The sequence below is a fragment of the Phenylobacterium sp. T106 genome, assembly GCF_057219735.1.
Window position 1 is genome coordinate 296,577 of sequence record NZ_JBXVWA010000002.1, and the last position, 23,993, is coordinate 320,569.

Here is a 23,993-nt window from a genome sequence, read left to right on the forward strand (position 1 = left end):
GGAGATTGGACGTCGTGGGAACGGAACAGGGGCTGCGGGGCCGCCCGTTCGGCTCCGGGGTCAGGCGGTAGGAATGGCGCGGTGCGGCAGGTAGGCTTGGCCCGGATGGAGCCCGAGGACGCGGACGACGCCGGCCTTCTGCGCGCGCACGCCGACGGCGATCCGCTGGCGTTCGGGCGGCTCTACGACCGCCACGACCGCGTCTGCCACCAGTTCATCCGGCGGTTGCTGGGGCCCGCCCACGCCGAGGCGGCCGAGGATCTGCATCAGGAGACCTGGGTCGCCGTCGCGCGCAACGCCGCCGCGTTCGATCCGCAGAAGTCCAGCTTCCGCGGCTGGCTGCTGACCATCGCGCGGCGCAAGACGTGGGATCACTTCCGCCGCCAGAAGGTGGCGGTGCTGGCGCAGGCGCAGGACGAGGACGCGGCGATGACGATCCCTGACCCCGGCCAGACGCCCCTTGAGCAGGTCCAGTCCCGCGAACTGGCCGAGCGGATCGTGGCCGCGGTCGAGGCGCTGCCGCTCGAGCAGCGCGGCGTCTTCGTAATGTTCGCCCAGGCGGGGCTGTCGCTGGAGGAGATCGCGGGCGCCACGGGGGTCGGGATGGAGACGGCCAAGAGCCGCCTCCGCTACGCCCGGGCCCGACTGCGCCAGCTCCTGGCGGGCGAGAGGTCGGCCCATGTCTGATCCGAACGCGATGACCGATCCCGTCGACCAGGCCTATGCGCAGGCCGAGGCGGTCCTGGCGGACGAGGCGGCCCGCGCGGCCCGGCGGGCCCGGGTCCTGGCCGCCGTGTCGGCCCAGGCGGACGCCCCTCCGGCGGCGCCGCGCCGGCGCGCGGCGTGGCCCGGCTGGCTGGCTGCGGCGAGCGTGGGCGGGATCAGCGTCTTCGTGGCGACCCAGGTCTTCCGGCCGGACCCGCTGCGCCCGCCGGCCCCTGCGACGCCGGCCCCTGCGACGCCGGCCGCGCCCACGCCGCCCGCCGCCGCGCCGCCGGCCGCGCCCTCGGGGCGTCCCGCTGCGCCGGCCCAGGCTGCGCCGCCGCCCGCGCCCGCCGCGGCGCGCCTGCCGCCTGGCCCGGTCCCCGGCGCGGCCGAAGTCGTGGTCAGCGCGTCGCGGCGGCCGGCTGCGGAGTCCGGGACCTTCGCACCGCCGCCGCCGCCGCCGCCACCGCCACCGCCTCCGCCGCCGCCAGCGCCGCCGCCGCCCTCGATCCCGCCGCTTGGCTTGCCGCCGGTCATGCCGAGGACGCCCCCGGCGGCGGCGCCGGCCGGCTCCAGCGAGCTCTCCGAGATCGTGGTCACCAGCGAGAAGCGGGCGGCGGCCGCGGCCGCGCGCCGGCTCGCGCCGCCCGCGCCGCAGGGCCAGGCGGCCGAGTGGGCCGAGCGGCTGCGGACGGCCGCGGCGGCGGGCCAGGTGCGGGAGATCTCGCGGCTGCTGGCCCGTGGCGCGCCGATCGACGCGGCCGACGCGCAGGGCCGCACGGCGCTCATGCGGAGCATCGAGGCCCGCCAGTTCGAGGCCGCCGCCCTGCTTCGGCGACGGGGCGCGAACCTCGACCTGCGCGACGCGGAGGGCCGCAGCGCCCGCGACATGGCCGCCGCGGTCGGCGACCCCGAACTCGATCGCGCGCTGGGGCTAGATCGCTAGGGCGCGCGCCAGTCGCAGCCAGAGCTGCTGGTCGAAGTCGCGGTCGGGAGTCGCGAGGCCCATGCGCACGACGATCAGGCGGCGGCTGGGGACGACGTAGAGCTTGCGGTCGAGCGCGCCCAGCGCGGCGACGAGGTCGGTCGGGGCGGCCGGGATGAGCGGGCCCTCCGCGCGCCCCGCCGGGCGGACCGTGTAGGCGCTGCCGTTCAGCCACCACAGGCGCCCATAGGCGGGGTTGGCCGGCGAGCGCGACAGCATCGCCTTCATCCCGGCTTCCGAGACGATCCGCCGGCCGTCCGCGGCGCGGCCGCCGTCCAGCACCACCTGTCCCATGATCGCGACGTCGCGGGGCGAGGTGACGAGGCCGGTGGGGTTGCCGACGCCGGCGAACGCCGCCGGCCGCGGCCGCCAGCCGGTGTTGCGCATGCCCGCGGGCTGGGTCAGCCAGTCGCGGGTGATCGTCTCGAGCGGCTGCCGGGCCACCGCCGCCAGCACGGGCTTGAGGATCGCGTACGCGGGGGTGTTGTAGAAGAACGTGGAGCCCGCCGGCGCCAGGTAGTTCAGCGGCTCGCCCAGGCCCGAGCACATGGTCAGGAGGTGGATCACCCTGATCGCGCGTTCCTGCTCGGGCGCGGCCTTGGACCAGCCCGGGCCGATGTAGTCCGAGACCGGCCGCTCCACGTCGAGAAGGCCCTTGTCGACGGCGATGGCGGCCAGGATCGCGACGAAGCTCTTCTGCTGCGAAGCCACGTCTTCGAGAAGCGCGCCCTCGGGCGTGGTCTCGTAGGCGTAGGAGGCGCGGAACCGGGCCGCATCCGCCTCGGGAGCCGGCCAGTTGCGCTCCACCAGCGTGCGCCGGTCGCGCACCACCAGGAAGCCCGTGGTCTTCTGGGCCCGCGCGTAGTCCAGGACCTCCTGCATCGCCGCCGACGGCGCCTGGGCGAAGGCCGGCGCGGCGGCCAGGGCGGCGGCGGCGGCCAGCAGGTCGCGGCGGGAGGTCGTGGGGCGCATGGGCGGCTCGCGCTGAGGGCAGGAACGTCCGGCCACTGTGACGCCGCCGCGTGGCGCGGATCAACCGTCGGGGTGACGTGGGGGCCGCGTTGACTTCCCCTGGCCGGCCCATAACGTGTTTCAAGATCGCCGGAAGAGCGACGGGCACACGGGAGGATCGGCCATGACCGCCACTGTCGGCGAGGCGCCCGCCGCGCCCTTGGCCCTCCCGGGCCGGGCCTACCGCAGCTACGCGCTCGGGCTGCTCATGGTGATCTACGTCGTCAACTTCATCGACCGCCAGGTGGTCTCGATCCTGGCCGAGCCGATCAAGCAGGAGCTCGGCCTGGCCGACTGGCAGCTCGGGCTGATGACCGGACTGGCCTTCGCGGTGCTCTACACGGTCCTCGGCGTGCCCATCGCCCGCGTCGCCGAGCGCGGCGACCGACCGCTGATCATCGCCGTCGCGGTCGCCGTCTGGAGCGGCTTCACCGCGCTCTCTGGCCTGGCGCAGAGCTTCACCCAGCTGATCCTCGCGCGGATCGGCGTGGGCGTCGGCGAGGCGGGCTGCACGCCGCCGGCGCTGTCTCTGATCGCCGACACCGTGCCGGCCGAGCGCCGCGCCTCGGCCGTCTCGGTCTACATGCTGGGCGCCCCGGTCGGCAGCATCTTCGGGCTGGCGCTGGGCGGCCTGATCGCCGACGCCTTCGGCTGGCGGATGGCCTTCGTGATGGTGGGCCTGCCGGGCCTCGCGCTCGCGGTCCTGGCCGCCCTGACCCTGCGCGAACCCCGCCGCAGCCTCCCGCGCGTCACCGCCGCGGTGCAGGACGCCCCGAGCTTCCGCGAGGCCCTCCGCGAGCTGGCCGGCAAGCGCACCTACTGGCGGGTCGTCGGCGGCGTGACGATCAAGTCCTTCGCCTCCTACGGCTCCCTGGCCTTCACCGGCTCGTTCTTCTTCCGCAACTTCGGGCCCGAGCTCGCGCACTACTCGGCCATGTTCGGCCTGAAGAGCGCGGGCTTCCTTGGCCTGGCCCTGGGCGTCACGTCGGGGGTGATGGCCATCGTCGGCACCTTGCTGGGCGGACGGCTCGCGGACCATTTCGCGCGCAAGGACGGCCGCGCCTATGCCACGATCCCGGCGGTCGGCGCGGTCGCGGCGCTGCCGTTCTCGCTCGCCATGCTCAACGCCGACTCGCTGCTCGTGGCCTTCGCCCTGCTGCTCGCGCCGGGGCTGCTCGGCTCGATGTGGCTGGGTCCGGCGTACGGCGTCGTCCAGAGCCTGGTCCGGCCGCAGACGAGGGCCACGGCGACGGCGGTCCTGCTCTTCGTCGCCAACCTGATCGGCCTGGGCCTGGGCCCCCTCGCGGTCGGGATCCTCTCGGACGTCCTGCTGGCGCGCGGCCTCTCGGAGGCCGAGGCGATCCGCTGGTCGCTGATGACCTTCGCCCTGCTCGCCATCCCCTGCGCCTGGCTGTTCTGGAGCGCGCGCCGCACCATGCGCGAGGAGATCGTCAGCTGAGCCGCCGGCTCAACGCGCCAGCGCCAGGGCGAGCGCCCTCTCAAGCTGAGGATCACGGCCCGCCGCCACGTCGGCGGCCGTCAGTCGGACCATGTCGTCCGGGTCGACTCCGGCGTCCGGCTGTGGCTCGGAGGGGAAGTCGGCGACCAGCGGCAGGTCGACCTCGAAGCCGCTTTCGGGCAGGCGCAGGAAGAAGTAGGCCCCGCCGTTGATCCCCCTAAGATTGCCGCCGGTGGTCTCGCCCACGAGGCGGCCCAGGCCTGACGCCTTGACGGTGCGCGCGAACTGGAAGGTGGCCGAACTGTTGGTGGCGTCGATCAGCGCGATCAGCCGTCCAGCATAGCGCGGCCCCCGCGGGCGGATGATCTCGCCGCGTGGATCGGAATCCCAGCGCGTCAGGCGGTAGAAGCCCCGCGCGTCCGGCCCTCTTGCGTGCTCTCCCCAGTCGCGGAAGCTACGGTCCCAGGTGGTGAGGAAGCGGTCGAGTTCCGGCGGCGTGCGTCGATACCGCACGAACCGCGGCGCGTCGGGCCGCACGATCTCTCGCTCGGTCATGCGCGCCAGAAGGTGGTCGCCGCATTCCTCGCCGCCGGAGTTGCCGCGCAGGTCGAGGATGATGCCAGGCGCCCCCGACGTCACGGCCGCGTCGACCTCTGCGTCGAGCCACCCACGCCAATCCCATCGGCTGTTGTAGAGAGCCCAGGTGGGCATGCGGATCAGGCGGACGCCGCCGTCCAGGATCTCTGAGCGCCATGCCGGACCGTTGGAAGGCGCGATATCCGCGGAACCCCGCGCCGCGAGCCGCTCTACGCGTGTCCAGAGCGGCGCGCGGCGGGTGCGACGCGAGCCCGCCGGTGACCTCACCGTGAGGCGCACATGGTCGTCCGTGAAGGCCGCCGGAGCCAGCAGGGGCAGCGCGATGTCCGGCAGCGGCCAGAGCTCGCGGCCGTCGATCTCGGCGAGGCGGACGCGCTTGGCGTCGTTGCCTCCGTCTGCCGCGCCCAGCTCCGCCAGCTTCGGCAGCAGAGCCCGCGCCCGAACATCTCCGATCGCGATGACCTCGTCGCCAGCGGCAAGGCCGTCGACCGGCCCGGGGTCGGTGACGATCATGCCGCCGCCGAGCCACCGGTACCGGAACGGCAGCCGATGGCGTCCCGACTCCAGGAACGCCAGGCCCACGCCTTCCTGGTTGGCGCCGTTGACGAATGTATGGCCGCACCGGACCGAGGCGGTGAACCGCGTCAGCGCGAGCCAGTGGTCGCCCGGCTTCGACGCGCGCGCCATATCCGTGTGCAGGCGAGCGAAGCGACCCTCGATCCCTGCCGGCGTGTTGTAGCGCAGGAGTCCCGGGTGCAGGGCGCGGAAGGCTGCCTCTACCAGGCCGGCGTCGGTTCGCGCCGTGGGAGCCGTCGCGGCCAGCGGAGCCGCCGAGAGGCCGTCGAGGAAGGCGCGTCGGGTCATCATCATGTCCGCGAGCCTGCCGGGGATCAGACGGCCGATCGCCTCAGATCATGCAGCTCGGCACGAGATTTTGGATATGAGCCGCGCCGCCGTCGCGCCTGCGACGGGTTCTCGCCGAACTCTGCGAGGTAGGCCCGGTTGAAGCTCGCTTTCGACGCGAAGCCGGCTTCCAGCGCCAGGTCGAGGACGGGTCGCGTGTCACCGCTCTCGATCGCTGCGGCCACCGCGCGGGCGCGCCGGCCGTTCACGAAAGTTGCGAAGCTGCTGCCCAGCCCCTCGTTGAGCGCCCGCGACAAGTAGTGGGTGTTGGTCCCCAGGCGCGCCGCGAGTTCCGGCAGGGACAGGTCGGGGTCGCGCCACCACTCCGACGCGTCGACCTTGGCGGCCCAGCGCTGCGCCTGATCGCGCCAATCGCGGGTCGATGGCGCCGGCCGGGACGCCGTGTCGGGCAGGGCCGGCCGCCGCAGGCCGGCGTGTCGCCAACCTTCCACCGCCAGGTAGAGCGCCAACGCGGCGAGGATGAGGTAGAGATTGAGGCGCTGGAAATAGGAGAGGCCGCCGGCGGCGATCTCCCACACCTGGAAGCCGGCCCAGACCGCAAGCACCACCACGAGCGCGGCCAGGGCCTGCTGAAGCCAGCGTTGCGCGAAGCGGGCGTCATCGGTCACGACCTGGGCCAGGCGCGCGCGATACCGGCGCAGGGCCGCGAACGCAGAGATGGTGTAGGCGCCGAGGCTGACGGGCGCCAGGACCGAGATGGCCGGATCGATCACCGATCCGTGCAGGCCGTCGTCCCAGGCCGACTTCAAGGACAGCGGCAGGGCGAAACAGACGGCGCCGTAGCCCAGGTGCAGGCCTGCGGGCGCGAGGTGCGCCGCCAGTCCGGGGCGCATGGGCGTGTCGGTCCAGGCGCAGACGTAGGCGTAGGCCAGGGGCCCCACTGCGAACGGCAGGGCGAAGGGCGCGAAGGTGAGCCAGGGCCAGGCGTCGTAGAGGCCGGCGAAGCCGATCGTGTACGGCGTGAGAAGGCCCACCAGGACGACGAGAAGCGCCGCGAGCCTCCGGTTGGCCGGTCGGTTGCGCGGCGCGCGCATGAGCGCGACCGCAAGGGCGAGCACCTGCAGGCTGACCAGCAGCAGGATTGCAGTGCGCCACCCGAAAACCAGCATGGGGTACCCGGCTCCAACTCGGCCCAGCTTAGCCGGATTGGTGCTTCGGGCTAGACGCGCGGGAAGGCTCGGCTCCAGAAGCGCGACCCGGCCTCGCCGAAGCGCCAGGGCGTGTCGACCGCCTTGCTGATCCCGATCCGGGGGCCGGCCACGACGCCCCGCGACGGGCCCGGGGATATCGCGAACGGCGCATGGTCCAGCGCCATCCCGTCATGCTCGCGCGTCACGGCCAGCGCCTGGCAGAGCTTGCCGGGTCCCGAGCAGAGCGCCTGCGGGTTCGCGACGCCGCGGCGTTCGGCCATGACCTCCAGGCCGTGCGTGGGCTCCAGCGCGCGGATCAGCACGGCGCCGCCCGGGGCTCCCGACCAGCAGACGAAGTTCATGCACCAGTGGATGCCGTACGAGCGATAGACGTAGACGTGGGCGGGCGGCCCGAACATCACCGCGTTGCGCGGCGTGGGGCCGGAGAAGCTGTGCGAGGCCGGGTCCTCGTGATGGTAGGCCTCGGTTTCCACGATCCGGCCGCCGACGCCGTCCACCCGCACGGTCCAGCCGATGAGGTCGGCGGCCACCTCGGCGGGATGACGCTCCCAGAAGCCGCGCGGCCAGCCTTGACGCGCGGAATTTGAAGGTCCGGAATGCCCGCCAACGAAAAACGACATCCGGGAGGTATGCGCCATGCCCTACGTGGAAGGCCAGACGGTGCATGACGCCGACAGCCACATCATGGAGCTGCCGGGCACGATCAACCGCTACATCGATCCGAAGCGGCGCGACGAGTTCGTCGCCAAGACCGGCCGCAAGGACGTGTTGCCCGAGTGGTTCGCCAAGGCCGCCGAGAAGGCGAGGGACCCCGAGTTCCGCGCCGGCGCCGAGGCCAACATCCTGCTGCGCAAGAACTACGAGGCGCTGGGCGCCTTCGACGCCGCGGACCGGCCCGCGACGCTGGACTACCTGGGCTTCACGAGCCAGCTGGTCTTCACCACCGCCTGCCTGTCGAACTTCGGCCTCGAGCAGATGGGCGAGGTGGACCTGGCCCTCGAGGCCGCCCGGGCCCACAATCGGATGATGGCCGAGTTCTGCTCGGTGGACCGCCGGCTGCTGGCCACGGGCTATGTGCCGCTGATCGATCGCCAGCGGGCGCCGCAGATCGCCCGCGAAGCCATCGCCCTGGGCGCCAAGGGGCTGGTGATCCCGTCCCGCCATCCGGGCTTCTCGCCCAGCCACCTCGAGCTCGACCCGCTGTGGGCGGTGGCGGAGGAGGCGGGCCTGCCGATCCTCTTCCACGTGGGCGGCGAAGAGAAGATGCAGAAGGCCTATCTGGAGAACGGCCTGCCCTACGTGAAGGACTTCCACGGCGGCGACGAGAACTTCACCTCGCTCACCTTCATGGCCATCCCGCTCAGCGTCTGGCAGACGCTGTCGGCGCTGGTGATCGACGGGGTCTTCGACCGGTTCCCGCGCCTGAAGTGGGGCGCGATCGAGCTCGGCGCGTCGTGGCTGCCCAGCCTGATGAAGTTCCTGGACTCCGGCTGCGCCGCCTTCGGCCGCGAGGAGCGCCTCCAGAAGCTGTCGGACACGCCGTCGAACATCCTGCGCCGGCAGCTGCGGGTGACGCCCTATCCGCACGAGGACGTCGCCTGGATCATGCAGAACGCCGGCGAGGAGATGGTGCTCTTCTCCTCCGATTTCCCGCACGTGGAGGGGGGACGCAACCCGCTCAAGCGGTTCAACGAGAACCTCGAGGGCGTGAGCGACGCCGCGAAGCGGAAGTTCTACCGCGACAACTTCATCGACCTGATGGGGGCCGGGCTCGACCGTTCGCTGCACGACCTCCCTTCGCTGGCCGCGGCGTAGCCGGCATCACCCCGCCAGAGCGTGGGCCGGCGTGCCGGCCAGGTCCTCGCCGGCCTCGCCGAGACCGTCGGCCAGGCCGGGAGCCTGGGTCAGCACCTGGCTGGCGTAGAGCCGGGCGAGCGCGCCCTTCGACCTCAGCCAAGGATCGTCGGACCCGGCCGCCGCCAGCGCCTGACGGCCGAGGATCCAGCCGCCGACCACGTCCCCGGCAAGCTTCAGGAAGGGCGTGGCGGCGGCCAGGGCGGTCATGTTGTCGGCCGCCAGCACGGCGTCGGCGGCGCGCTCCAGCGCCGCGATCCCGGCCGCCAGCCGCCGGCCCACGGGCGCCAGCTCGGCGGTCTCGGTCAGCACCTCCGCGGTCAGCGCCATCTCGGCGCATAGCCCCTTCAGCGTCTCGCCGCCGTTCGCGCGCAGCTTGCGGCCGATCAGGTCCATGGCCTGGATTCCGTTGGTGCCCTCGTAGATGGGGGCGATGCGGGCGTCGCGGTAATGCTGGGCCGCGCCCGTCTCCTCGATGAAGCCCATCCCGCCGTGGACCTGGACGCCCAGCGAGGCCACCTCGACGCCGACGTCCGTGGACCAGGCCTTGGCGATCGGCGTGAGGAGGTCCTGGCGCGCCTTGGCGGCCTCGCGCTCCTCGGGGGTCGCGGCGCGCCTGGCGAGGTCGGAGAGCACGCCGGTGGTCAGGCAGATGCCCCGCGCGGCCTCGATCCTGGCCTTCATCAGCATCAGGGTCCGGCGCACGTCGGGATGCCCGTAGATGGCGCCGCCGGCGTCCTCGAACAGCGCGCGGCCCTGCTTGCGTTCCTGGCTGAAGGCGAGCGCCTGCTGGAAGGCGCGCTCGGCGATGGCCACGCCCTGGACGCCCACCTGCAGGCGCGCGGCGTTCATCATGACGAACATGTGGGCCAGGCCCTGGCCCAGTTCGCCCACCAGCTCGGCCTCGGCGTCCTCGTACAGCATGACGCAGGTTGGCGAGCCGTGGATGCCCAGCTTGTGCTCGATGGAGGCGGGGCGGAAGCTGTTGCGGGCGCCGAGCGAGCCGTCGTCCCTCACCTCGAACTTGTTGGCCAGGAACAGGCTGATGCCCTTGATGCCCGGGGGGGCGTCGGGGGTGCGCGCGATGATCAGGTGGCAGATGTTGTCGGCCGCGTCGTGGTCGCCCCAGGTGATGAAGATCTTCTGCCCCGACAGGCGGTAGCGGCCGTTCCCGTCGGGCCGGGCGATCGCCGTCAGGGCGGCGAGGTCCGAGCCGGCCTGCGGCTCGGTGAGGCACATGGCGCCGGTCCACTCGCCCGACACGAGCTTCGGCAGGACCAGGCGCTTCTGGCGCTCGGTGCCGTGCAGATCCAGCGCCTCGATGGCGCCCTGGGTCAGCATGGGGCACAGGCCGAACGCCATGTTGGCGGCATGCACCATCTCGAAGACCGCCAGCTCCATGGCCTTCGTCAGGCCCTGTCCGCCGTGGGCCGGGTCGGCGGACAGCGAGTTCCAGCCCTGCTCGACGAAGTGGCGGTAGGCTTCGGCGAAGCCGGGGGCGGCCGTGACCTTGCCGTTCTCGTAGCGCGCCCCTTCCAGGTCGCCCCTGCGGTTCAACGGCGCCAGTTCGTTGTCCGCGAAGGCGCCGGCCGCCTCGAGCACGGCCTGCACGGTGTCGTCGTCCAGCTCGGGGTACGCACGCGTGATCAGCTCGGGGTGCCCCACGGTCTTGAGCGCGAAGGCCAGATCGCGGATCGGGGCGCGGAAGGTCATCAGGGTCCCTCGGACGACAAAGTTCGCTCCGGCCTTCTACGGCCTGCCCAAGCGGCCTGGGAACATGAAAAGTGCGGTGTCAGTGTGGGCGGCCCGGCGTGTCCGGCCGCCCGGGAAAGGTCCTGATGCTTCGCACCGCTCTCCTCGCCCTGGCGCTGGTCCTCTCGGCGGCGGCCGCCGCGCGGGCCGACGCGCCGCCGGCGCAGATCCCCGCGGGCGAGTACGTCCTGGACCCGCGGCGCGCCAGCCTCGTGGTGCGCGTGCCGCTGTTCGGCGGGCTTTCCCGCTACGCCCTGCGGTTCGGCCGGCTCTCGGGCGCCTTCGCCTACGACCCAGCCGATACGGCGGCGGCGAACGTGTCGATCACGGCGGATCCCCGGTCGATCGAGGCCGGCGACGCCCAGTTCAGCCGCCTCGTGATCAGCCAGTTCGAACCCGAGCGGTATCCCGCCATCCGGTTCACCGCGACGGGCGTGATGGTGAAGCCGGGCGGGCGGGGCCGGCTGCCGGGACAGCTCTACCTGCACGGGGTGACCCGCCCGCTGACCCTGGACCTGAAGCTGGAGGCGGTGCGCGGCGACCGCGTCAGGTTCTCCGGCTCGGGCCGGGTGCGCCGCTCGCAGTTCGGCATGTCGGCCTCGCGGCCCTTCGCCGGGGATGTCGTGGACCTGCTCTTCGACGTGGAGTTCGCCAGGCGGTAGGCCCGGCGACGCCGTCGGTGTAACGAGCGCCTGTGGACCCGCGCGCAGCACCTTCCGACGTGGACCGGGCCGCCCAGGCGATCCGGTCGGGCGGCCTCGTGATCCTGCCCACCGAGACGGTCTACGGCCTGGCGGCCGACGCCGCCGACCCGAAGGCCGTGGCGGCGGTCTACGCGGCCAAGGGCCGGCCCAGCTTCAACCCGCTCATCGCCCACGTGGCCGACCTGGAGATGGCCCGGCGCCTCGCGCGCTTCGATCCGCGCGCCGAGGCCCTGGCGGCGCGGTTCTGGCCGGGACCGCTGACCCTGGTGCTGCCGGTGGCCGACGAGCGGGCGGTGTGCGACCTGGCGCGGGCGGGCCTGGACACCGTGGCGGTCCGCGCCCCGGCGCACCCGCTGGCCCGCGCGCTGATCGCGGCCGCGGGCCGGCCCCTGGTGGCGCCCTCGGCCAACCGCTCGGGCCGCCCCAGCCCCACCACCTTCGCCGACGCCGTCGAGGAAACGGGCGAGGCGGCGGCCGCCGCGCTGGACGGCGGCCCGTGCGGCGTCGGCCTGGAGTCGACCGTGGTCGCGCTGCTGGACCAACCGCGCCTGCTGCGGCCCGGCGCCGTGACCCGCGCGCAGATCGAGGCCGTCGTGGGTCCGCTGGCCGAGGCGGACGCCGACGCACGGCGCTCGCCGGGGCGGCTGGCGCGGCACTATGCGCCCCGCGCGCCCGTGCGGCTGGACGCGACCTCGCCACAACCCGGCGAGGCCTGGCTGTCGTTCGGCCCCGGCGGGGCGGGACCGTGGAACCTCAGCGCCACGGGCGACCTCGCCGAAGCCGCGGCCAACCTCTTCGCCTACCTGCGCGCGGCGGACCGCACCCAGCCGTCCGGCATCGCCGTGGCGCCGATCCCGCACGAGGGCCTGGGCGAGGCGATCAACGACCGGCTCAAGCGCGCGGCGGGGTTCGTGGGCTAGGTTCCTTCAGGCCGAAGGCCCGTTTGATCGACCACGAATGAACACGAAGAACACGAATGGCCGCGGAGAGGCCCGGGTCCCATTCGTGTGCATCGGTGTTCATTCGTGGTTCTCCTGAGGACGCTTCGGGGTCTTCGCTTCCGCGTATTCCGCGTATTCTGTGGCTCTTCCTGGCGCTTCGCGCCGGGGGCGGCTCCACCCCCCGCCGTCGGCAGCGACGGGGAGGTGAGGGCCCCGGACTGGCGGAGGCGGGGCGGGGGGCTTAGGGTTTGGGGATGACCGCGCCTGTCCCCGCCGACCTGATCGCGCGCCTGAAGGCGGTGCTGGGCGAGGGCGGCTGGAGCGAGGATCCCGAGCGCATCGGCCCGAAGCTGGTGGAGTGGCGCGACCGCTGGGTCGGGGCGACGCCGTTCCTGGCGCTGCCGGGTTCGACCGAGGCCGTGGCGGGGGTGGTCGGCGTCTGCTTCGAGGCGGGCCAGGCGATCACCATCCAGGGCGGCAACACCGGCCTCGTCGGCGGGCAGATCCCGCAGGGCGAGATCCTGCTGTCGCTGGAGCGGATGCGGTCGATCCGCGAGGTGGACGCCTTCGACGACGCCCTGACCGCCGAGGCCGGCGTCACCCTGTCGGAGGTGCATGCCGCGGCCGCGGGCGTGCGGCGGCGCTTCCCGATCGGCCTCGCCTCGGAGGGCTCGGCGACGGTCGGGGGCGTGATCTCGACCAATGCGGGCGGGACGCAGGTGCTGCGCTACGGCATGGCGCGCAACCTGGTCCTGGGGCTGGAGGCGGTGCTGCCCAACGGCGAGGTCTGGAACGGGCTGAAGCGCCTGCGCAAGGACAACACCGGCTACGACCTGAAGCAGCTTCTCATCGGGGCCGAGGGCACCCTGGGCGTCGTCACGGCGGCGGCGCTCAAGCTGTATCCCGTGATGGCGTCGCGCGCGGTGGCCATGATCGGCGTCGCGAACCCGGACGCCGCGATCCGGCTGCTGGCGCGCGCCAAGGAGGAGACCGGCGGCGCCGTCGAGGCGTTCGAGCTGATGGGCCGCCTCGGGGTCGAGTTCGCGCTGAGGAACATTCCCGGCACGCGCGACCCGCTGGCGCAGCCGCACCCCTGGTACGTGCTCGCCGAGTTCGCGTCGGGCGAGCCCGGGTCGGCCGAGGCGGCGATGGAGCGGTTTCTGGCCGACGGGCTGGACGCGGGGCTGGTGCGGGACGCCGTGGTCGCTCAGACGGAAGCCCAGGCGCGCGCGCTGTGGGCGCTGCGCGAGAACCAGTCGCCGGCGCAGAAGCCCGAGGGCGCCACCTGGAAGCACGACGTGGCGGTGCCGGTCAGCCGCGTGGCGGAGTTCCTCGCCGAGGCCACGGCGGCCATGGAGGCCTTCGCGCCCGGCGCCCGGATCGCCGCCTTCGGCCACGTGGGCGACGGCAACATCCACTACGACGTCCTGCGGCCCGACGGCGGGTCGGACGCCGAGCATGCCGCCAAGCGGGACGCCGGCAGCCGCATCGTCCACGACATCGTCGCCCGCCTCGGCGGATCGATCAGCGCCGAACACGGCCTCGGCGCGATGAAGACGGCCGAGGGCGCGCGCTACAAGTCCGCCGTCGAGCTCGAAGCCCAGCGCGCGATCCGCCGCGCCCTGGACCCCAAGCGGATCCTCAATCCGCGGGTTCTGTTCTGACCGGCGCGTCCAGGACTTGGCGGACCTTCAGCGCCAGCTGCTCGATGGTGAAGGGCTTGGCGATGAACGCGACGTCGGCGTCCAGCATGCCGTTGTGGACAATGGCGTTCTTCGTATAGCCGGTGGTGTAGAGCACCTTCAGGTCGGGCCGGGTCTCGCGCGCCTTCTCGGCCAGGCGGCGGCCGTTCAGGTCGGGCATCACGACGTCGGTGAACAGCAGATCGACCCGCGGCTGCATCGTCAGCACCGCCAGCGCCTGGGCCGCGTCCGAGGCCTGCACCACCGTGTAGCCGAGCTCGCGCAGGGCATCGACCGAGAGGTGCCGGACCCGCTCGTCGTCCTCGACCACCAGCACGATCTCGTCGGTCCGGCCGCGCGGCAGTTCGCCGGCGGGACGCGTCAGCGCCTCGGCCTGCGCGGCCTCCTTCAGGCTGCGCGGCAGATAGATCTTGATCGTCGTGCCGACGCTCGGCTCGGAATAGATCTTCACGTGTCCGCGGCTCTGCTTGACGAAGCCCTCCACCTGGCTGAGCCCGAGCCCGGTGCCGCGCCCGGGCCCCTTGGTGGTGTAGAAGGGATCGAAGGCGCGCTCGACGACCTCGGGGGGCATGCCGGTCCCGGTGTCGGTGACCGAGATCATCACGTACTGGCCGGGCGCGACCTCGGCGTGGGCGGCGGCATAGGCGTCGTCCAGGTGGGCGTTGGAAGTCTCGATGGTGAGCCGCCCGCCGTCGGGCATGGCGTCGCGGGCGTTGACGCAAAGGTTGACGATGGCGTTCTCGAGCTGGGCGGCGTCGATCAGCGTGCGCCAGAGGCCGCCGGCCAGCACCGTCTCGACGCGGATGTCCTCGCCAATGGTCCGGCGCAGGAGCTCGGACATGCCGCCGACCAGCTTGTTGACGTCGAGCACCACCGGGTTGAGGGGCTGCTGGCGGGAGAAGGCCAGCAGGCGCGCGGTCAGCTGGGCGGCGCGGGTGGCGCCCTCCAGGGCGCTGTCGATGCAGGCCTCGGCGCGGGCCCGGTCGCTGTGCAGGCGCCGCTTGGCCAGGTCGAGGGAACCGATGACGATGGCCAGCATGTTGTTGAAGTCGTGGGCGATGCCGCCCGTGAGCTGACCGATCGCCTCGGTCTTCTGGAACTGCCGGACCTGCGCCTCGGCGGCCTCGCGGCTGGCGGCCTCGGCCTGCAGCGCCGCGTTGGTCTGGATGGCCGCCGTGAGCCTGCGGCGGGCGTCGGCGACGGCGAAGACGCCGAGCAACAGCATGGCCAGGCCTCCGGCGACGAGGGTCACGCGGGCCATCAAGGAGTCCCTGTCGGCGCGCAGCGTGCGCTCGGCCAGCAGCCGCGCCTCCTCGGCGCGCATGTCGGCCAGGACGAGGCGGGTCGCATCCATCAGCTCGCGGCCATGTTGCAGCCTTTCGACGGGGACGGCCCGGCCCTCGGCGTGCAGGGACAGGTTCTCGTCGAGAAGGGCCGCGCGCTCGACCACGGCGGCCCGCAGACGCCGGCAGTTGGCCTTCTGGCGCGGGTTGTCGGCGGTCAGGCCGCAGAGGCGGTCCAGGTCGGTGCGCAGGGCCCCCACAGCCGTGCGGTAGGTGTCCAGGAAGGACGATCCGTCCGTCAGCAGATAGCCTCGCTGGGCCGCCTCCGCCTCGAGCACCTGGGTCTGGACGTGGCTCAGCCGGTTCTGCACCTCGAGGGTGTGCCGCACGCGGCCGGCGGCTGTGTCCTGCTGCGCGTTGAACCAGAGCGCGGCCGCCAGCACCACGGCCAGGGCCACGAAGCCCCCCAGCAGCGCGACCACCGCACGGTCATTGCGGACGGAACTCATGCTGTACTGTTGTCGCCGCTTCTCCCATCGATGCAAGGTGTTCGACGCGCCCCGGCGCGCGCCGCCCTTGGCGCCACCGCCAAGTCACGGCAAAGGGTCGGCGGCATGCTGATCGTCCTCTCCCCCGCAAAGGCGCTCGACTTCACCGCCGGGCCGGACTCGGCGCCCCTGTCCGCGCCGCGCCTGACGGACGACACCGCCGAGCTCGCGAAGACGACCAGGAAGCTGCGGACGGCCGACCTGAAGCGGATGATGGACCTGTCCGACAGCCTCGCGAAGCTGAACCGCGAACGCTTCCAGGCCTTCGACCCGCAGAGCGACGACGGGCTGCAGGCGGCCTTCGCATTCAACGGCGACGTGTACCTGGGGCTGCGCGCCCGCGAGCTCGACCGCAGGGCCCTGTCGTTCGCGCAGGACCATGTGCGCATCCTCTCCGGCCTCTATGGCGTGTTGCGGCCGCTCGACGCCATCCAGCCCTACCGGCTGGAGATGGGCGTGCGGATCAAGACCCGGCGGGGGGGCAGCCTCTACGACTTCTGGGGGTCGCGGATCGCCGAGACGCTGGACGCCGACCTGGCCGGGCACAAGGACCGCACGATCGTGAATTGCGCCAGCGGCGAGTACTTCGGCGCCGTCGACCGCAAGGCGCTGAAGGCGCCCGTGGTGTCGTGCCGGTTCCTCGAGGAGAAGGACGGCGAGGCGCGGATCATCTCGTTCTTCGCCAAGCGCGCCCGGGGCGCCATGGCGCGTTTCGCGATCGACAACCGCCTGCGCAAGGCCGCCGACCTCAAGGCCTTCGACGCGGACGGATACCGCTTCCAGCCGCACCTCTCGTCGGACGACGAGTGGACCTTCAGCCGGCCCCAGCCGCCGCCGGCCGCAGCGGCCCGCAAAGGAGCCTGACCATGGCCGTCGACTATCACCTCGAGGGCCAGGTGGCCGTCGTCACGGGCTCCACGTCGGGGATCGGCCACGCGATGGCCGCGGCGCTCGCCGGGCAGGGCGTGAGCGTGGTCCTGAACGGTTTCGGCGAGGCGGCGAAGATCGAGGCCGACCGGGCGGCGATGCAGGCCGCGGCGGCGGCCAACGCCCGGGTGCTCTACCACGGCGCCGACATGACGAAGCCCGCCGAGATCGCGGATCTCGTGGCGTTCGCCCACAAGGAGCTGGGCCGGCTGGACATCCTGGTCAACAACGCCGGCGTGCAGCATGTGGCGCCGGTGGACGAGTTTCCCGAGGCCCGGTGGGACGCGATCATCGGCATCAACCTGTCGTCCGTGTTCCACGCCACCAAGCACGCCCTGCCGCTGATGAAGGCGGGCGGGCGCGGGCGGATCGTCAACATCGCCTCGGCGCACGGGCTGGTCGCCTCGCCGTTCAAGTCCGCCTATGTCGCGGCCAAGCACGGGGTGGTGGGCTTCACCAAGAGCTGCGCCCTGGAGGTCGCGCGCAGCGGCATCACCGTCAACGCCATCTGCCCCGGCTACGTGAAGACGCCGCTCGTGGAGATGCAGATCGCCGACCAGGCGAAGGCGCGCGGAATCCCCATGGACAGGGTGGTGGACGAGGTGATCCTGGCCGCCCAGCCGAACCGCAGCTTCGTGGGGTACGAGCAGCTGGCCGGCCTGCTGCTCTACCTGGTCTCGGACGCCGGCGGGTCGGTGACCGGCGCGGCGCTCTCGATCGACGGCGGCTGGACGGCGGCCTGAGGCGCGCCCGCCGGGCTGGGGGCGGACCCGCCGAGAGGCGCTGACCTCGCGTCACGGTTTCCATCGCCGGCCCGCGGCGCCATGGTTCGGGCAAAGACGCGGGAGGACGCCGATGACCCTTCACACCAAACTCTGTGATCTGCTGGGGGTGGAGCATCCGATCATGCTCGCCGGCATGGGCGGGGTGTCCTTCGCCGAACTGGCGGCCGCCGTGTCGAACGCCGGGGGCTACGGCGTCCTGGGGATGGCCGGGCGCAGCCCCGACTTCATCCGCGACCAGATGCGCGAGGTGCGCAAACTCACCGACAAGCCGTTCGCCGTCGACCTGCTGGCCGCCTCTCCGGAGAGCCTCACCGCCTCGGTCGACGTGATCATCGCGGAGGGCGCCTCGTCGTTCGTCGCCGGCCTGGGCGTGCCCATGCCGATCATGGAGAAGCTGAAGAAGGCCGGCCTGAAGGTGATGGTGGTCTGCGGCGCCGTGAAGCATGCCGTGAAGGCCGAGCAGGCGGGCTGCGACGCGGTGATCTGCCAGGGCGGCGAGGGCGGGGGTCACACGGGCCTCGTGGGCACCCTGCCCCTGGTGGCCCAGGCGGTGGAGCGGGTGAAGATCCCTGTGGTCGCCGCGGGCGGCCTCTACGACGGACGCGGCCTCGCGGCGGCGCTGAGCCTGGGCGCCGTGGGGGTCTGGATGGGCACCCGATTCATCGCCTCGCAGGAGGCCCACGCGGCGCGCATGTACCACGAGACCATCCTGGCGGCCTCGGACGAGGACACCGTCCGCACCCGCTGCTACTCCGGCAAGCCGATGCGGGTGAAGAAGAACCCCTACGTCGACGACTGGGAAAGCCGGCCGCAGGACATCCAGCCGTTCCCGTACCAGGCCATGCACTCGACGAAGGCCGGCGTGATGGGCGGCATCGGCGGCCAACTGGAAGGGCTCGACCCCGACAGCTCGTGCTTCGCCATGGGGCAGTCGGCCGGCGGCGTCACCGAGGTGCTGCCCGCGGGCGAGATCGTCAGGCGCCTGGTGTCCGAGGCGGAGGCCGCCATCGATCGCGTCTCCGCGATCCGCAAGGGCGCCGCGGTCCCGGCCTGACGGCCAACCCCGACGCGCAATCGGGGGCCCCGGATTCCCCCGGCGGGCGACGCGGCTTTGCCGGCCATGGCGATCTGCTAGGCATGGCCCAGCTCTGGGGAACCTCATGCGTAAGCTTACCGCCGTCGCAGCGCTGGCTGCGGCTGTCCTGACGACCACGTCCGCCGCGGCCGAGACCGCCGCCGACTTCAACCTGTTCGTGCTCGGGAACTTCCGGGCGGTCGGTTCCGACGAGGAAGGCCGCGTCGCCGTCGGCGGCGACTTCTACGCGCGCCACCACTCTGTGGGCCTGCTGGCCGACCCAGGCGACGTGAACCTGGTGGTGGGCGGCAATCTCGACGCCCGCAGCGGCTCGGCCTACGGCAAGACCATCGTCGGCGGCAGCGTCAGCACCGACTCGTCGTGGGCGCCCAGCAACATCCTGCCGGGCGGGACCCCGTCGCCGGTCGACTTCGCCGGCGAGGCGCAGCGCCTGCGCGACCTGAGCGACACCCTGGCGGGCTACGCGGCCACGGGCACGACGAGCTACCAGTTCTGCGGCGCCTGCCAGATCACCCTCACGGGCGGCCTGAGCGGTCTCAACGTCTTCACGGTCGACGGCGCGCGGCTAGCCACGACCAACACGTTCAACATCGTCCTGCCGTCCGACGGCTATGCGCTGATCAACGTCACCGGCTCGACGGGGAAGTTCGCCAACTCGGGCATGTTCTTCAACGGCCAGTTCATCGACCTCGCGCACCAGAACCTGGGGTCGCGGCTGTTCTGGAACTACGCCGAGGCGACGACCCTCGATTTCCGCGGGATCTCCATGGCCGGCTCGGTCCTCGCTCCCGACGCCGACTACGTGGGCGGCCCGGGCGTGGTGTACGGCCAGATGGTGGTGAAGAGCTTCGGCGGCGCGGACTGGAACGTCACCCAAATCAACAACGTGCGCGACGGCACCGGCCTCTTCAACTCGCCGCCCGGTGTCGTTCCGGAACCGGCGTCCTGGGCGCTGATGATCGCGGGGTTCGGGCTGGCGGGCGCGGCGCTCCGCCGGCGCTACGCCGCGTTCGCCAGGTAGCCGACCGGGTCCTTCAGGAAGTCGCGGGCGTCGGCCAGACAGCCCTGCCAGGCCTGCAGGTGCGTGGTGGCGTCGTCGCGGGTCATGCTGCGGAACAGGATCGCCGAATAGACCACGTGCGGCAGGCCGGCCTTGTCCTGGTAGACGCGGCACATCACCGAGGTCTGGTTGAAGGCGTTGACCTGGGCCAGGGTCGCGGGGCTGCGCTCCAGCGCCGCGTCCAGCAGGACGGCGCGGCAGCCGCGGCCCTGCGGCGTGCAGCCCGCGAACTGCATCGAGAAGTTGGCGAGCGGGGAGGTGACGGGGACGAACACCGAGTCCTCCTCCCGGCGGCTGGCCTGGGCCTTGGCGCCGGCCGCCTCCAGCAGGGCCACGAAGGCGTTGGGATTCTGGGCGTCGAAGGACCCCGCCGCGGCCGCGGGCCGGGCCGGCGCGGCCTTCGCCGGGGCGGACTTGGCGGCAGGCGCCTTCGGCGCTTGCGCGGCGCCGAGACACGCGAGCGCGGCCGGCAGGAGCAGGAGGACGGCGCGGGTCATCCCGGCTCGCTACCAGAGGCGGGCGCGCCGCGCGAGCCCGGCCCGCCGGTTTCCGTGGCGGTGACGGCGCAGTCTGGATAGACTTGCCCTCGGGTTAGGTTGGGAGGGACGCCATGAGCCTGGGGCTGATCGTCGCCGCGGTCTTCCTGTTCCTCGCGATCGTGGTCGCCCTGGGGGCCATCAAGATCGTGCCGCAGGGCCGCGAATACACCGTAGAACGTTTCGGCCGGTACACGCGCACGCTCAAGCCGGGCATCAGCTTCCTGACGCCGTTCGTCGAGGGCGTCGGCCGGCGGGTGAACATGATGGAGCAGGTGCTCGACGTCCCCCGCCAGGAGGTGATCACCAAGGACAACGTCACCGTCCAAGTGGACGCGATCGTGTTCATCCAGGTGATGGACGCCGCCGCCGCGGCCTACCGCGTGGACAACCTGAACTTCGCCATCCAGCAGCTCGCCATGACCAACCTGCGCACGGTGGTGGGGTCGATGGAGCTGGACGAGGTCCTGTCCCAGCGCGACGCCATCAACACGCGCCTGCTGAACGTCATCGACGAGGCCACCGGCCCCTGGGGCGTGAAGGCCGCGCGGATTGAGATCAAGGACCTGCAGCCCCCACCGGACATCACCAACGCCATGGCGCGCCAGATGAAGGCCGAGCGTGAGCGGCGCGCGGTGATCACCGAGGCCGACGGCGAGAAGTCCGCGGCCATCGCCCGCGCCGAGGGCGCAAAGCAGGCCGCGATCCTGGAGGCCGAGGGCCGCCGCGAGGCGGCCTTCCGCGACGCCGAGGCCCGCGAGCGCGAGGCCGAAGCCGAGGCCAAGGCCACCGAGATGGTCTCGAACGCCATCGCCGCCGGGGACGTCAACGCGATCAACTACTTCGTGGCTCAGAAATACGTGGAGGCGTTCGCCGAGCTCGCCCGCAGCCCGCAGCAGAAGACCGTCATCGTGCCGGCCGAGATGGGCGCCCTCGTGGGCACCGTCGGCGGCATCGGAGAGCTGGTGAAGGCGATCGGCGGCGACGGCCCCGCGCCCCGCCCGCCGCCCGCCCGCGGACGCGGCGCGGTTCCCGCGACGGGGGCCTGAGCCATGATGGACACCATCATGGGGCTCTACGCCGACCAACCGTTCTGGTTCTGGGCGGCCCTGGCCGCGGCGATCCTGGGCGTCGAGGTGCTGACGGGGTCCGGGTGGCTGCTGTGGGCCGCCGCCTCCGCGGGCGTGACGGCCATCCTGACGGCCATCTTCGACGTCTCGGTCCCCACGGCGCTGCTGGCGTTTGCGCTGCTGACGCTGTTCTCCACCCTGCTGGCCCGCCGGTACCTGCCCCGGCCGCTGGTCGAGGAAGGCGTCGACATCAACGACAACGTCGCGCGCCTCGTGGGCCAGCGCGGCGCCGTGGTGGGCGCCTTCGCCGGGCGCTCGGGCCGCGTCTTCATCGACGGCAAGGAGTGGGCGGCCGAGGTCGACGACGGCGAGACGCTCGAGACCGGCGCCGCCGTCCAGGTCACGGGAGTCGCCGGCGCGCGCCTGAGGGTGCGCCGCGCGTAGCGCCGGTCCGGTCCCCGGACGCAAGCTTAAGCGATTGGATTCCCGCCACACTTCGGCCGGCATCGTTGGGCAGCTTGACCCGCGTAAGTTCGCGGCGCTTATGTGCCCGCAAAATCCCGGCCGCCCACGGCCGGCCCCAGGAAGACCCCCAAGGAAGACCCAGGAGAGAACGACGGTGAAGACGCCGAAGGCAGGCAGGGTGGGAGCGATCGGGCTCGCCATGGCCTTGATGGCTACGCTGATGGTCCCCGCTTACGGGGTGTCGCAAGGCAAGAAGGACGCCGATATCCCGAAGGCGGCGCGCGAACAGGGCGCCAAGGAAGCGCCGGCGGTCCTGCAGGCGGCGGGCCTGCCCTGCCAGGTCTCGGACGCCCGCAAGATCGGCGAGGACAAGAAGAACAAGGTCAACTACTACGAGGTCGCGTGCGGCGCCGGCCAGATGGGCTACGTGCTGCAGGCGCCCGCCGCCGGCGCGCCCACCGCCTTCAGCTGCATCGAGGCCAACACCCCGCCCGCCCCGGGCCAGGCTCCGTCGGCGCCCTGCATCCTGCCGGGCAACCAGAACCCCAAGGCCCTACTCCAGCCGCTGATGAAGACGGCCGGCGTGGAATGCCTGCCCGAGTCCGCCCGCGGCATCGGCCAGACCAAGTCGAACACCTACATGGAAGTCGCCTGCCAGGGCGGCGCCGGCTACATCCTGCTGGCCAGCGTGCCTTTCGATGGCGCCAAGCCGCTGCAGGCGCAGAACTGCCTCCTGTACGATGAATCCGAGTCCAACATTAAGTGCACGCTCTCGGACAAGGCGGCGCGCATGGCCGTCATCGACAAGGTCGCGGCCTCGGCGAACAACGGCTGCGCGGTGAAGGACCGCCGCTTCGTGGGCGTCGCCAAGGACGGCTCCACGTTCTACGAGGCGTCCTGCAACGACGGTAAGGGCTACATCTACAAGACCGCCGTCAGCGGAAACCTGGTCGAGACCTACGAGTGCGCCAAGGCCACCCAGATCCTCGGCGGCTGCACGCTGACCGACGCCCGCCAGGCGCAGAGCGAGCAGGCCGGCCTCTACACCCGCTTGGTGTCCAACGCCGGCGGCAAGTGCGAGGTCGAGAAGTACGCGCTGTTCCCCACCCGCAACCCCCGCGAGGAAGTGGTCGAGCTGGTCTGCAAGGACGGCAAGGGCGCGATCCTGATGTCGACCGCGGGCCAGAAGAGCACCGTCGTGGACTGCGGCCGCGCGCCGATCGCCGGCTACAAGTGCTCGATGGGCAGCGACAACGGATTCGCCTCGCTGACGAGCGACCTGAAGCGCCTGCAGCAGGGCACCACCTGCGAGGTCTCCAACAGCCGCGTCGTGGGCAAGACCGACAAGGGCACGACCTATGTGGAAGTCGCCTGCGCGGACAAGCTGAAGGGCTACATGATCGAGTACTCGTCGACGCCGGCGATCAACGCGGTCAACGTGGTCGGCTGCGCCTTCGCGGGCAACTGCAAGCTGCCCGGAAACACCTGATCGGCCTCACCGGCTGACGCGAGGGCCCGCGGAGCGATCCGCGGGCCCTTTGCTTTGCGGGGGCGGGGGAGCGTCTCCTACGGCGCGCCGCGCTGGGAGAGGGGAGCTCAAGGCGCGCACCAACTCAGCCCTGCCCGACACCAGGTCGCCGATCCATCCGTCGCCGTCCAAGCTGGCCCCTTCCTCAGCTTGCGGACACGCAGCCGGCGCGTGTCGCTCTCGCCCATTCGTTGAATCGGTTTGACCGTTCCGGCTGCCGAGCTCTTCTGAATCGATCCGAAGTGGGGAAGTAACATGAACCTTAAGCTTGCTTTGATCGGCGCGGTCGGCGCGCTTTCGCTCACCGCGACGGCCGCGAACGCTGTGGTCGTGAACCTGAACAGCTCGGGCAGTAGCGCGAATGCGTTCTACATCACCGACCTGGACTTCACGCTGCCGACCAACTTCACGAACGCCGTTCTCAACATCACGTTCTTCGAAGCGGACGACCGCGCGGTTGTTCAGCTCAACGGCGCGACCGTCGATCAGACGGGGATTTTCGCCCCCGGGAGCGGGTTCTTCAACTTCGGGTCCGGCAACGTCGCGTGGGCCTATTCGCTGCCCCAAGGCGCCCGGAACATCAACGTGACGTCGGGCTTCCTGGCCGGGAACAACGACTTCCGCGTGATCGTGAACGACACCCACGCTGGGATCGGCGGCGACGTCGCGGGGGGCACCGGAAACCTCAACGGCCTGGCCACGGGGCCGACCGGCTACACGCTTCAGGCGACCCTGAGCTACGACCTGGTGCAGACGGCCGTGCCGGAGCCCGCCGCCTGGGCCCTCATGATCAGCGGCTTCGGCCTGGCGGGCACGGCCCTGCGGAGCCGCCGGCGGGTGGGCTCGGTCGCCTAGACCGACCGACGACCGATGAGCTTGGAGCGCCGTCGGCCCCCCGGGCCGGCGGCG

The 23,993-nt window shown here is 72.1% G+C and carries 22 protein-coding genes; 15 read left to right on the plus strand and 7 right to left on the minus strand.

The features are described 5' to 3' along the window. Window positions 1–81: 81 nt before the first annotated feature. Together AC2D8W_RS06130 and AC2D8W_RS06135 are read left to right on the plus strand one after the other, a co-directional pair. Window positions 82–687 carry a sigma-70 family RNA polymerase sigma factor gene (locus AC2D8W_RS06130; RefSeq protein ID WP_484670788.1) on the plus strand — a complete coding sequence of 202 codons (606 nt, stop codon included), beginning with the start codon at window positions 82–84 and terminating at the stop codon, window positions 685–687. Continuing rightward, complete coding sequence (locus tag AC2D8W_RS06135; RefSeq protein WP_484670789.1) at window positions 680–1,651, plus strand: ankyrin repeat domain-containing protein; 972 nt, start codon at window positions 680–682, stop codon at window positions 1,649–1,651. The genes AC2D8W_RS06130 and AC2D8W_RS06135 overlap by 8 nt, the downstream gene beginning before the upstream one ends. Here AC2D8W_RS06135 and AC2D8W_RS06140 read toward each other — a convergent pair. Continuing rightward, window positions 1,640–2,662 (minus strand): serine hydrolase domain-containing protein, encoded by a 1,023-nt coding sequence (locus AC2D8W_RS06140; protein ID WP_484670790.1) that lies wholly within the window; start codon window positions 2,660–2,662, stop codon window positions 1,640–1,642. The two genes, AC2D8W_RS06135 and AC2D8W_RS06140, sit on opposite strands and share 12 nt — an antisense overlap. Before the next feature lie 163 nt (window positions 2,663–2,825). On the opposite strand from AC2D8W_RS06140, the gene AC2D8W_RS06145 reads away from it, so the two are divergent. Beyond that, window positions 2,826–4,160 carry a spinster family MFS transporter gene (locus AC2D8W_RS06145; protein ID WP_484670791.1) on the plus strand — a complete coding sequence of 445 codons (1,335 nt, stop codon included), beginning with the start codon at window positions 2,826–2,828 and terminating at the stop codon, window positions 4,158–4,160. A 9-nt stretch (window positions 4,161–4,169) separates the two neighbouring features. Here the strand turns inward: AC2D8W_RS06145 and AC2D8W_RS06150 are convergent, their stop codons facing one another. Genes AC2D8W_RS06150 through AC2D8W_RS06160 form a run of 3 tightly spaced genes read right to left on the minus strand, consistent with a single transcriptional unit; the run spans window position 4,170 to window position 7,470 of the window. After that, on the minus strand, window positions 4,170–5,621 hold the full coding sequence (locus tag AC2D8W_RS06150) for a S41 family peptidase (protein WP_484670792.1): 1,452 nt from the start codon (window positions 5,619–5,621) through the stop codon (window positions 4,170–4,172). 26 nt (window positions 5,622–5,647) lie between these two features. Beyond that, window positions 5,648–6,790, minus strand: a complete 1,143-nt coding sequence (locus AC2D8W_RS06155; protein ID WP_484670793.1) for a helix-turn-helix domain-containing protein — start codon at window positions 6,788–6,790, stop codon at window positions 5,648–5,650. Between the two features lie 50 nt (window positions 6,791–6,840). Next, the gene (locus AC2D8W_RS06160; protein WP_484670794.1) at window positions 6,841–7,470 is read right to left on the minus strand and encodes a DNA-3-methyladenine glycosylase; all 630 of its coding nucleotides are present in this window, start codon (window positions 7,468–7,470) and stop codon (window positions 6,841–6,843) included. Here AC2D8W_RS06160 and AC2D8W_RS06165 point away from each other — a divergent pair. Beyond that, on the plus strand, window positions 7,469–8,647 hold the full coding sequence (locus tag AC2D8W_RS06165) for an amidohydrolase family protein (protein ID WP_293481352.1): 1,179 nt from the start codon (window positions 7,469–7,471) through the stop codon (window positions 8,645–8,647). The genes AC2D8W_RS06160 and AC2D8W_RS06165 overlap by 2 nt on opposite strands. Window positions 8,648–8,653: 6 nt before the next feature. Here the strand turns inward: AC2D8W_RS06165 and AC2D8W_RS06170 are convergent, their stop codons facing one another. Further along, window positions 8,654–10,399 carry an acyl-CoA dehydrogenase family protein gene (locus AC2D8W_RS06170; protein WP_484670795.1) on the minus strand — a complete coding sequence of 582 codons (1,746 nt, stop codon included), beginning with the start codon at window positions 10,397–10,399 and terminating at the stop codon, window positions 8,654–8,656. Window positions 10,400–10,524: 125 nt separating this feature from the next. Here AC2D8W_RS06170 and AC2D8W_RS06175 point away from each other — a divergent pair, with 125 nt between their 5' ends. The 3 genes from AC2D8W_RS06175 (at window position 10,525) to AC2D8W_RS06185 (ending at window position 13,747) form a co-directional block, all read left to right on the plus strand. After that, complete coding sequence (locus tag AC2D8W_RS06175; RefSeq protein ID WP_484670796.1) at window positions 10,525–11,100, plus strand: YceI family protein; 576 nt, start codon at window positions 10,525–10,527, stop codon at window positions 11,098–11,100. 32 nt (window positions 11,101–11,132) lie between these two features. Continuing rightward, window positions 11,133–12,062: an L-threonylcarbamoyladenylate synthase gene (locus tag AC2D8W_RS06180; RefSeq protein WP_484670797.1), complete on the plus strand. Its 930-nt coding sequence runs from the start codon at window positions 11,133–11,135 to the stop codon at window positions 12,060–12,062. Between the two features lie 275 nt (window positions 12,063–12,337). Further along, window positions 12,338–13,747: an FAD-binding oxidoreductase gene (locus AC2D8W_RS06185; protein WP_484670798.1), complete on the plus strand. Its 1,410-nt coding sequence runs from the start codon at window positions 12,338–12,340 to the stop codon at window positions 13,745–13,747. Here the strand turns inward: AC2D8W_RS06185 and AC2D8W_RS06190 are convergent. Further along, the gene (locus tag AC2D8W_RS06190; RefSeq protein WP_484670799.1) at window positions 13,725–15,578 is read right to left on the minus strand and encodes a CHASE3 domain-containing protein; all 1,854 of its coding nucleotides are present in this window, start codon (window positions 15,576–15,578) and stop codon (window positions 13,725–13,727) included. The two genes, AC2D8W_RS06185 and AC2D8W_RS06190, sit on opposite strands and share 23 nt — an antisense overlap. Before the next feature lie 105 nt (window positions 15,579–15,683). On the opposite strand from AC2D8W_RS06190, the gene yaaA reads away from it, so the two are divergent. From yaaA to AC2D8W_RS06210, 4 genes are all read left to right on the plus strand, one after another. Continuing rightward, window positions 15,684–16,481: a peroxide stress protein YaaA gene (yaaA, locus tag AC2D8W_RS06195; RefSeq protein WP_484670800.1), complete on the plus strand. Its 798-nt coding sequence runs from the start codon at window positions 15,684–15,686 to the stop codon at window positions 16,479–16,481. Between the two features lie 2 nt (window positions 16,482–16,483). Next, window positions 16,484–17,287 carry a 3-hydroxybutyrate dehydrogenase gene (locus AC2D8W_RS06200; protein ID WP_293481345.1) on the plus strand — a complete coding sequence of 268 codons (804 nt, stop codon included), beginning with the start codon at window positions 16,484–16,486 and terminating at the stop codon, window positions 17,285–17,287. A 112-nt stretch (window positions 17,288–17,399) separates the two neighbouring features. Then, window positions 17,400–18,383 (plus strand): NAD(P)H-dependent flavin oxidoreductase, encoded by a 984-nt coding sequence (locus tag AC2D8W_RS06205; RefSeq protein WP_484670801.1) that lies wholly within the window; start codon window positions 17,400–17,402, stop codon window positions 18,381–18,383. 106 nt (window positions 18,384–18,489) lie between these two features. Beyond that, window positions 18,490–19,446: a choice-of-anchor A family protein gene (locus AC2D8W_RS06210; RefSeq protein ID WP_484670802.1), complete on the plus strand. Its 957-nt coding sequence runs from the start codon at window positions 18,490–18,492 to the stop codon at window positions 19,444–19,446. Here the strand turns inward: AC2D8W_RS06210 and AC2D8W_RS06215 are convergent. Beyond that, window positions 19,425–19,982, minus strand: coding sequence for a YbjN domain-containing protein (locus AC2D8W_RS06215; RefSeq protein ID WP_484670803.1), 558 nt, complete (start codon window positions 19,980–19,982; stop codon window positions 19,425–19,427). The genes AC2D8W_RS06210 and AC2D8W_RS06215 overlap by 22 nt on opposite strands. Before the next feature lie 113 nt (window positions 19,983–20,095). Between AC2D8W_RS06215 and AC2D8W_RS06220 the strand changes: the two genes are divergently transcribed. From AC2D8W_RS06220 to AC2D8W_RS06235, 4 genes are all read left to right on the plus strand, one after another. After that, on the plus strand, window positions 20,096–21,070 hold the full coding sequence (locus AC2D8W_RS06220; RefSeq protein WP_484670804.1) for an SPFH domain-containing protein: 975 nt from the start codon (window positions 20,096–20,098) through the stop codon (window positions 21,068–21,070). A 3-nt stretch (window positions 21,071–21,073) separates the two neighbouring features. Next, complete coding sequence (locus AC2D8W_RS06225; RefSeq protein ID WP_484670805.1) at window positions 21,074–21,535, plus strand: NfeD family protein; 462 nt, start codon at window positions 21,074–21,076, stop codon at window positions 21,533–21,535. Window positions 21,536–21,710: 175 nt separating this feature from the next. Then, window positions 21,711–23,045 (plus strand): hypothetical protein, encoded by a 1,335-nt coding sequence (locus AC2D8W_RS06230; protein ID WP_484670806.1) that lies wholly within the window; start codon window positions 21,711–21,713, stop codon window positions 23,043–23,045. A gap of 294 nt (window positions 23,046–23,339) precedes the next feature. After that, the gene (locus tag AC2D8W_RS06235; RefSeq protein ID WP_484670807.1) at window positions 23,340–23,939 is read left to right on the plus strand and encodes a PEPxxWA-CTERM sorting domain-containing protein; all 600 of its coding nucleotides are present in this window, start codon (window positions 23,340–23,342) and stop codon (window positions 23,937–23,939) included. Window positions 23,940–23,993 lie beyond the last annotated feature (54 nt).

Bases quoted from the DNA above. Each gene is read 5' to 3' on its own strand.
- AC2D8W_RS06205 (WP_484670801.1), top strand. From the start codon at position 17,400: ATGACCCTTCACACCAAACTCTGTGATCTGCTGGGGGTGGAGCATCCG.
- AC2D8W_RS06145 (WP_484670791.1), top strand. From the start codon at position 2,826: ATGACCGCCACTGTCGGCGAGGCGCCCGCCGCGCCCTTGGCCCTCCCG.
- AC2D8W_RS06170 (WP_484670795.1), bottom strand. From the start codon at position 10,399: ATGACCTTCCGCGCCCCGATCCGCGATCTGGCCTTCGCGCTCAAGACC.
- AC2D8W_RS06140 (WP_484670790.1), bottom strand. From the start codon at position 2,662: ATGCGCCCCACGACCTCCCGCCGCGACCTGCTGGCCGCCGCCGCCGCC.
- AC2D8W_RS06185 (WP_484670798.1), top strand. From the start codon at position 12,338: ATGACCGCGCCTGTCCCCGCCGACCTGATCGCGCGCCTGAAGGCGGTG.
- AC2D8W_RS06220 (WP_484670804.1), top strand. From the start codon at position 20,096: ATGAGCCTGGGGCTGATCGTCGCCGCGGTCTTCCTGTTCCTCGCGATC.
- AC2D8W_RS06200 (WP_293481345.1), top strand. From the start codon at position 16,484: ATGGCCGTCGACTATCACCTCGAGGGCCAGGTGGCCGTCGTCACGGGC.
- AC2D8W_RS06215 (WP_484670803.1), bottom strand. From the start codon at position 19,982: ATGACCCGCGCCGTCCTCCTGCTCCTGCCGGCCGCGCTCGCGTGTCTC.
- AC2D8W_RS06210 (WP_484670802.1), top strand. From the start codon at position 18,490: ATGCGTAAGCTTACCGCCGTCGCAGCGCTGGCTGCGGCTGTCCTGACG.
- AC2D8W_RS06150 (WP_484670792.1), bottom strand. From the start codon at position 5,621: ATGACCCGACGCGCCTTCCTCGACGGCCTCTCGGCGGCTCCGCTGGCC.
- AC2D8W_RS06225 (WP_484670805.1), top strand. From the start codon at position 21,074: ATGATGGACACCATCATGGGGCTCTACGCCGACCAACCGTTCTGGTTC.
- AC2D8W_RS06175 (WP_484670796.1), top strand. From the start codon at position 10,525: ATGCTTCGCACCGCTCTCCTCGCCCTGGCGCTGGTCCTCTCGGCGGCG.
- yaaA (WP_484670800.1), top strand. From the start codon at position 15,684: ATGCTGATCGTCCTCTCCCCCGCAAAGGCGCTCGACTTCACCGCCGGG.
- AC2D8W_RS06135 (WP_484670789.1), top strand. From the start codon at position 680: ATGTCTGATCCGAACGCGATGACCGATCCCGTCGACCAGGCCTATGCG.
- AC2D8W_RS06235 (WP_484670807.1), top strand. From the start codon at position 23,340: ATGAACCTTAAGCTTGCTTTGATCGGCGCGGTCGGCGCGCTTTCGCTC.
- AC2D8W_RS06190 (WP_484670799.1), bottom strand. From the start codon at position 15,578: ATGAGTTCCGTCCGCAATGACCGTGCGGTGGTCGCGCTGCTGGGGGGC.
- AC2D8W_RS06160 (WP_484670794.1), bottom strand. From the start codon at position 7,470: ATGGCGCATACCTCCCGGATGTCGTTTTTCGTTGGCGGGCATTCCGGA.
- AC2D8W_RS06165 (WP_293481352.1), top strand. From the start codon at position 7,469: ATGCCCTACGTGGAAGGCCAGACGGTGCATGACGCCGACAGCCACATC.
- AC2D8W_RS06155 (WP_484670793.1), bottom strand. From the start codon at position 6,790: ATGCTGGTTTTCGGGTGGCGCACTGCAATCCTGCTGCTGGTCAGCCTG.